A 6,892-nucleotide genomic window follows, 5' to 3' on the forward strand; every position below is an offset into this window, starting at 1 on the left:
TGATTCGCTCATTGTTTTTTTGAAACTCCTTAGAGTTTCTCTCATTGGCTGTCCTTGTTGTTTAGTTTTCAAAGACCACTGTTCGTCTTACGACGCTTAACTATAATAGCATTTTTAGGGTGTCCCTGTCAAGGTCAATATCTTCCTTGTCGATGTAACAAGTTTTTACTGCACCTACAACGTTACATAACATATCACATATACTTCAAGGTCGTCAACTTGTATTTCTAAATATTTTTACCGATTGTCTTAATTCCTCATTAATCTAATTTGCAATTCAGATATATTTGGCATAATATTTAGTAATATAACTGCAAACACCATTCCTTCGGGTGCTGGTGCAAGCCATTTAATGGCGTGAAGGGACCTTCCAGAGGTATACAACTTTCGGCTATACTTTCTGGCTATGTAAAAGCAACAGAATGGAGAGTAAACAATGTTAGATGAAATTGATAAGGCTTTAGTCCAGAAGCATTGGGCTGTAGTCGGCGTATCCAACAACACCGCTAAATATGGCTATAAAGTGTATAATCAGCTCAAAAAGGCAGGTTACACAGTTTATGCAATTAATCCCGGGCTTGAGAGTGTCGACGGAGACCCTTGCTATCCTTCTTTAGCCGCATTACCGACTGTCCCTGATGCCGTGAGCGTGGTCGTTCCGCCAAAGATCACAGAACAAGTTATTGCTGATTGTATTGACCTTGGGATCAATAGAGTATGGATGCAACCAGGTAGCGAAAGCAAAGAGGCTATTCGCAATGGTAGAGAAAACGGGATTGCAGTGATCCATGATCAGTGTGTTTTAACCCATACACGGCATAAATTGCGATTGGGGCTAACTGAAAGCTAACTTTAACATAGCAACACAAAAAACCGCACCATATGGTGCGGTTCATTAATTCTATGGAGCGGGTGACGAGAATCGGACTCGCGTAACTAGCTTGGAAGGCTAGCGCTCTACCATTGAGCTACACCCGCATATTGGTAGCAGAGGGGGGATTCGAACCCTCGCATGAGCGGGTATGAACCGCTTGCCTTAACCAACTTGGCTACCCTGCCATGGCTCCCCGAGTAGGACTCGAACCTACAACCTACCGGTTAACAGCCGGTTGCTCCACCATTGAGCTATCGAGGAATGTATTTGGCGGAGAAGGAGGGAGTCGAACCCTCGCGGCAGTTACCCACCCTAACGGTTTAGCAAACCGTCCTCTTCAGCCACTTGAGTACTTCTCCACAAATCTTTTTTAATTGGTGCGGAAGACGGGACTTGAACCCGTACGGAGTTACCCACACGCCCCTCAAGCGTGCGCGTCTGCCAATTTCGCCACTCCCGCATGCTGGAGCCATTGACCGGGATTGAACCGGTGACCTTATCCTTACCAAGGATACGCTCTACCAACTGAGCTACAACGGCGAGTTTTTTTTTGGTGCGCTCGGAGGGATTCGAACCCACGGCCTTCTGATTCGTAGTCAGACGCTCTATCCAGCTGGGCTACGAGCGCATATTTTTTTGGAGCGGGTGACGAGATTCGGACTCGCGACTTTCACCTTGGCAAGGTGACACTCTACCACTGAGTTACACCCGCAAATAGCTTGGTGGGCCATCCGCGACTCGAACGCGGGACACCCTGATTAAAAGTCAGGTGCTCTAGCCGACTGAGCTAATGGCCCTTTTTGGCTGGGGTGGGAGGATTCGAACCTACGAATGCCAGAGTCAAAGTCTGGTGCCTTACCGCTTGGCGACACCCCAATCATATATATTAAGCCTGAGCGTATGCTCTAGGACCCAATACCTTGGTTGCGGGGGCCGGATTTGAACCGACGACCTTCGGGTTATGAGCCCGACGAGCTACCACTGCTCCACCCCGCGACGTTAATACAAAGCGCTAAGTACGATTTCAAAGTTTGAATCGACTTGCGTTCCTCTGATATAAGTTAAGTTCTTAGTTCGAATTTCGAACCGCGAACATTGAACTTCTTAAATGGTGGGCAGGGATGGATTCGAACCATCGTACCTCGCGGAACAGATTTACAGTCTGTCGCCTTTAACCACTCGGCCACCTGCCCATTTTGAGTTAGAGAACTAATTTTATGGCGACCCCAATCGGATTCGAACCGACGATCTCCTGCGTGACAGGCAGGCGCTTTAAGCCGCTAAGCTATGGGGCCACGTATTGGTGGGCGATGACGGGTTCGAACCGCCGACATCCTGCTTGTAAGGCAGGCGCTCTACCAGCTGAGCTAATCACCCTTGGTATTCTGTTTGGTGACCCGTACGGGATTCGAACCCGTGTAACCGCCGTGAAAGGGCGGTGTCTTAGACCGCTTGACCAACGGGCCACTTTTTTGAGAACTTTTTTAGTATAGCTGAACGCGAACGAAATGTCAACTTTTTTTTTATTGTTAACGTTGAACATTTTTTGGCGGAGAAGGAGGGAGTCGAACCCTCGCGGCAGTTACCCACCCTAACGGTTTAGCAAACCGTCCTCTTCAGCCACTTGAGTACTTCTCCAAATTTGTTGGTGCGGAAGACGGGACTTGAACCCGTACGGAGTTACCCACACGCCCCTCAAGCGTGCGCGTCTGCCAATTTCGCCACTCCCGCAATTTTCCTGACCCATTAACTAGTAGCTTTAAATAAAAGTTTCGCTCTAATTAAACAGGACCATCTATATTTATATATGATAGGGACCAACTTGTCAATTTACTTATTTTACAATCTAGCGACTTATTAAGAATTTGCCCAATTTCTAAATACTGAACCCGCTTATTGATTCAACTTTTTTACTCCTTCGAACCAACAAAGCTATAGTTTCACAGGATTCTGCTTCCACGCCTTTCCAGGTCTCCTTTAAGTTGTACATTCTTGCCAATAAAAAATAACCCCATCCCAGAGGATGGAGTTATTAAATAGGGTTATCTTCTAATCGTATTTTTTATTCATATATTTCTTGCGTAGATAACTAGAATAACAGACCGCCAAAGGATTATGACCTAGTACTCGATCCTTAACAGCGTAGGTGGTGACAGGTGCATCTGAGTACTTATTGAATAACATATCATGGCCGACACATAAACCTACTGCAAGGTTAAGTTCAGTTTTGTCGTTATTCAGTACTTTGGCTTGGAGAACAGGATCGCAAATAACTTCAATTTTGTCCTCTTGTACTTTAGGTATTTCATAATCTTCTTTTTTAAGACCACCTATTTTACAACAAGTAGAATATACCTCAAAATGTTGGGACAAAATCTTCTCTAGAACTGCAGCCTCATCAACTAAACCAATACAGAAGGCCATACCAATTTTCTTGTAACCCATTCTCTTAGCAAACATAATCACTTCATCAAGCCGACTTAGGTTGTTACCATGTACAGCCTGAAAGCATCCACTAGCGCGGTGAAAGGGCTTGTTGTCTTCCTCGAGACACTCATCTAGGTTGTACTTACCCCCAGTGCAATCAAAGCCTTCCTTATCACACATGTTTTTAGTCTTCATTTTACAGGATGCACATTTCATTAAGGAAACCTCCTACTTTATTAAGTTTGAGTTAGATACTAATGCCTACTAGCGGCAACATATACTTCAGACCAATGTAGAACAAGATAACAGTCAGGCCAATTTTCAAATAACGAGCATTGATATATTTAGAAACTTTGGCTGCAAATACAGTACCAATAGCAACGCCCGTTAATTCGAAGGCTAAGAATGTGATATCTACTGCACTCCCCATTGAGATGTAATTAGAGATACTAGTCGCCGATGTAACCAGAATGGAGAGTACGGAAGTCCCAGCCACAATGAACATTGGGAAACCCAGAACACTTGTCATAAAGGGAACCAGTAGGAAACCACCGCCAACACCGAGGGAAGCAGAAATAATAGCTACAATGAGCCCTGCAAAGAAAACAAAGATCGTATTATACTTAAATTCTTGACCGGCAAAAGTGAACGTGCTTTGAACACCAATTTTCTGGAAATTCACGCCAATTTCCTTAAGTTCACTCATTCTACCAGCAGCCTTAAGTTCTTTAACTTTCGCGCCGAAGGTTTCGTTAGCTTTTTTTACAGATTTTTGGCCATCAATAAATTTCTGGGTGCACTCATAACCGAGTCGCAAAGCAATCGCTAATGTGAAGAAACCAAAGTAGGGCTGGAAGGTTTTCATATCTTTTAATAAGGAAGACGAGAAGGTAGAACCAATCAGCGCTCCTGTAATACCACCCAATCCTAGAGCAATAGCAACAGGTACGATAATACGTTTCTCACGGAGATAGAGTGGAGTACCAACAATAGGACTAACTAAAGTTAAGAACTGATTCATAGGCTTAATTGTATTGGCACTTTTAAGACCAAAGATACTCATATGACCTACACCTGCCAGGATACCACCAGCGGCTCCTACTGTTGTAAATACATAGCCAACAAATATACCCCATAAAATTAGACCAATGGGACTAGCGTCCACGCCTGCGATTGCAAAATGCATACTCATAACATCTTTTCCTCCAATTGTTTAAATTTAAGTTATTCCGATGACTTAAGTCCAAGTAAACCTAGTTTTGGTAGCAACATGCTCTTAATTGGTTTTGCAAGTAGCTGGCCAATATGAATGAGTAAATACAAGAGTAGATATGCTCCAAGTATATTGACCTGCCAGTTTATAATTGGAACAGTAATACTTGGCCATTTTAAGCTAATCAGCCAAATTATAAGGACGTGAGGCACTAATTTATAGACTGAATCTACTACTATCGCTGTTAAATAATCAAAAAACTCTACTCTCATTTCGGCCTGAAGGGACTTGTAAGCTTCCGCGTTACCTATTTCAATCGCTACATTTGAAAGATCTTGTAATTCCTCGTATCGACCTTTATGAAGATTTATTTTCTCAGCATGAGGGTCTTTAAGAAATCTTATTAGTTCAGAAATTTTATTCATAGGTAACCACCTCACTTGCAAACGTTGTTTCTCACAATAAAAGACATGTTTCAGTTCTCGCTTGTTCCTCCTTTCACGTAGCTATATAATGTAGTACCTTTTATATATAAATTATCAAATAAATAGCTTTATTAATGTCGAGATGTAGACATTAATAAAGTCTAATGTATGACCTTATTTATGTCCGTTGCACGACAGTAATCAAATTGTTTTATAATAGACATCATTAGGTCGCTCGAATTTATTTGCATATACTATCTTTTTATTCAAGTCTGCTTACTGCCTACAAATCTAAAAGAGGCTAGCATACATGCTAACCTCTTTTAGACTATCCATTTATTCAGTTTATCTATGTCAACGATATACACTTCTTTTTCCTCAATGGCGATACTATGTTCTTGCCTAAATATATTAAGCAATGAGGTTACTGTCTGTCTAGACGTGCCAATCATACACGCTATTTCTTCGTGAGTTAAACGAAAATTAATTTTCGTACCTGTTTCCGTTTCTATTCCAGCCCGTTCGGACATTTTAAGAAGCAACATTGCTAATCTGCCAGGCACCTGAAAACAAACCATTTCCTGTATACTTGCTTCGGCTTCTCGCATTCTTACACCCAGAGTTGTCGCTACTTTAATTGCGATGGTAGGATGTTGCACTAGCAATTCCTCAAAGCGTGCTCTGCGCACAACTACTAAAGTAGAATCGTTAATTGCACCTGCAAAGCAAGTTCGCTCCCCATGATATAAAGTCTCAGCTAGACCCATTAGCTGCCCTGAAGTCCTCATGCTGCCAACAGTAACCCTCCGACCATCTGGGGTAATACGATAAATCTTCACAAAACCTTCTTCTATTAAATATATTCGGTCAGCTGTATCACCTTCGGAAAAGATAATTTGCCCTTTGGGATAATTGACAACTGTCCCATATTCCCTTATAAGGTTCTTTTCAGCTTCGTCTAACGCTAATGCATCATGATTTATATTTTCCACCCTATATTTCCCCCCATATAAGTAATAGTTTATCACAAATCATCTCAAGAATACTAGTTTATCCTAAATCGTCATGAGAATATTGATTCATTTTGTGCGGCGGAAGCTAGCTTCTATGAGGCGAGGAACAGAATGCTCACGTTAGATATTCGGCTCCGAAGTGTCAGGCTATTCTCGAGCGAGAATGAAACACGTCCCCGAAAATCTGTGGCAGACGACAATAGTCTTCAACCTCCATGGGACTATCAATTAAGCAAAGCTAGATGACATAAAGACCCTAGGGGCTACAGGATAGCCCTTAGGGTCCTTTGTAAGGGCACAATCGCCAGGCTGCGGCAGTGTGGATAGACGGGGGGAACCCCGGCCCCATATTACAGTATAATTAACACAAATAGCTATCTCCATAAGAGATAGCCTTTTTGCTTGTTTACCTGGAGATACGAAAGTCGGACAAGACTTTCGCCACACTGCGCCCCATAACGCAATCTCCAGCAGTGTGGATCCTACTTTCCCAGGGGCTTGCGCCCCAAGTATCATCGGCCCTGAAGGTCGAAAGGCGGACGAGCCTTTCACCACACTGCGACTCGTTACGAAAACTCCAGCAATGTCGGACGATAATCGGACGAGATTATCGCCACACTGCGACTCATAACACACGCTCCAGCAGTGTGGATTTAACTTCCGTGTTCGAGATACGTAAACCACGATAGTCTCCAGTGGAGAGTATCGCCGAGCCACCCACTCATAAGAAAGACTTCGTGGCGACGGAATGAGCCTTTCGCCACACTGCGACTTATAACACAAGCTCCAGCAGTGTGGATGAACGAGTGGAACCCCGGCCCCATATTCCAGTATAACTCAACACAAAAAAGCTATCTCCTAAGAGATAGCTTTTTGCTTGTTTACCTGGCGATGACCTACTTTCCCAGGGGCTTGCGCCCCAAGTATCATCGGCCCTGGA

At 43.4% G+C, this 6,892-nt stretch carries 5 protein-coding genes and 17 tRNA genes; 1 reads left to right on the top strand and 21 read right to left on the bottom strand.

The window, feature by feature from the left end; translation table 11 throughout:
- Window positions 1-436 precede the first annotated feature (436 nt).
- Entirely contained in the window at window positions 437-850 is a 414-nt protein-coding gene (locus E4K67_RS29400; RefSeq protein WP_135553256.1) for a CoA-binding protein, read from the top strand.
- A gap of 54 nt (window positions 851-904) precedes the next feature.
- Here the strand turns inward: E4K67_RS29400 and E4K67_RS29405 are convergent.
- From E4K67_RS29405 to E4K67_RS29505, 21 genes are all read right to left on the bottom strand, one after another.
- Window positions 905-978: transfer RNA gene (locus E4K67_RS29405), tRNA-Gly, on the bottom strand.
- A gap of 4 nt (window positions 979-982) precedes the next feature.
- Window positions 983-1,059: transfer RNA gene (locus E4K67_RS29410), tRNA-Met, on the bottom strand.
- Window position 1,060: 1 nt separating this feature from the next.
- Window positions 1,061-1,135 (bottom strand) — tRNA-Asn (locus E4K67_RS29415).
- 7 nt (window positions 1,136-1,142) lie between these two features.
- Window positions 1,143-1,233: transfer RNA gene (locus tag E4K67_RS29420), tRNA-Ser, on the bottom strand.
- Window positions 1,234-1,249: 16 nt separating this feature from the next.
- Window positions 1,250-1,334, bottom strand: a tRNA-Leu gene (locus E4K67_RS29425).
- A gap of 4 nt (window positions 1,335-1,338) precedes the next feature.
- Window positions 1,339-1,414, bottom strand: a tRNA-Thr gene (locus E4K67_RS29430).
- An 11-nt stretch (window positions 1,415-1,425) separates the two neighbouring features.
- A tRNA-Arg gene (locus tag E4K67_RS29435) sits at window positions 1,426-1,502 on the bottom strand.
- Between the two features lie 9 nt (window positions 1,503-1,511).
- Window positions 1,512-1,586: transfer RNA gene (locus tag E4K67_RS29440), tRNA-Gly, on the bottom strand.
- Window positions 1,587-1,594: 8 nt separating this feature from the next.
- Window positions 1,595-1,671, bottom strand: a tRNA-Lys gene (locus tag E4K67_RS29445).
- A gap of 4 nt (window positions 1,672-1,675) precedes the next feature.
- Window positions 1,676-1,750 (bottom strand) — tRNA-Gln (locus E4K67_RS29450).
- 45 nt (window positions 1,751-1,795) lie between these two features.
- Window positions 1,796-1,870 (bottom strand) — tRNA-Met (locus tag E4K67_RS29455).
- Between the two features lie 113 nt (window positions 1,871-1,983).
- Window positions 1,984-2,067, bottom strand: a tRNA-Tyr gene (locus E4K67_RS29460).
- Between the two features lie 25 nt (window positions 2,068-2,092).
- Window positions 2,093-2,169, bottom strand: a tRNA-Asp gene (locus tag E4K67_RS29465).
- Between the two features lie 6 nt (window positions 2,170-2,175).
- Window positions 2,176-2,251: transfer RNA gene (locus tag E4K67_RS29470), tRNA-Val, on the bottom strand.
- A 13-nt stretch (window positions 2,252-2,264) separates the two neighbouring features.
- Window positions 2,265-2,340, bottom strand: a tRNA-Glu gene (locus E4K67_RS29475).
- Between the two features lie 81 nt (window positions 2,341-2,421).
- Window positions 2,422-2,512 (bottom strand) — tRNA-Ser (locus E4K67_RS29480).
- An 8-nt stretch (window positions 2,513-2,520) separates the two neighbouring features.
- Window positions 2,521-2,605: transfer RNA gene (locus E4K67_RS29485), tRNA-Leu, on the bottom strand.
- A 318-nt stretch (window positions 2,606-2,923) separates the two neighbouring features.
- On the bottom strand, window positions 2,924-3,517 hold the full coding sequence (locus E4K67_RS29490) for a DUF1847 domain-containing protein (RefSeq protein WP_135553257.1): 594 nt from the start codon (window positions 3,515-3,517) through the stop codon (window positions 2,924-2,926).
- Window positions 3,518-3,548: 31 nt separating this feature from the next.
- Window positions 3,549-4,487 carry a sulfite exporter TauE/SafE family protein gene (locus E4K67_RS29495; RefSeq protein ID WP_135553265.1) on the bottom strand — a complete coding sequence of 313 codons (939 nt, stop codon included), beginning with the start codon at window positions 4,485-4,487 and terminating at the stop codon, window positions 3,549-3,551.
- Between the two features lie 38 nt (window positions 4,488-4,525).
- Window positions 4,526-4,939 carry a hypothetical protein gene (locus E4K67_RS29500; protein ID WP_135553259.1) on the bottom strand — a complete coding sequence of 138 codons (414 nt, stop codon included), beginning with the start codon at window positions 4,937-4,939 and terminating at the stop codon, window positions 4,526-4,528.
- A gap of 323 nt (window positions 4,940-5,262) precedes the next feature.
- On the bottom strand, window positions 5,263-5,931 hold the full coding sequence (locus E4K67_RS29505) for a Crp/Fnr family transcriptional regulator (RefSeq protein WP_135553261.1): 669 nt from the start codon (window positions 5,929-5,931) through the stop codon (window positions 5,263-5,265).
- Window positions 5,932-6,892 lie beyond the last annotated feature (961 nt).

The sequence above is a fragment of the Desulfosporosinus fructosivorans genome, assembly GCF_004766045.1.
Taxonomy (GTDB): Bacteria; Bacillota; Desulfitobacteriia; order Desulfitobacteriales; family Desulfitobacteriaceae; genus Desulfosporosinus; species Desulfosporosinus fructosivorans.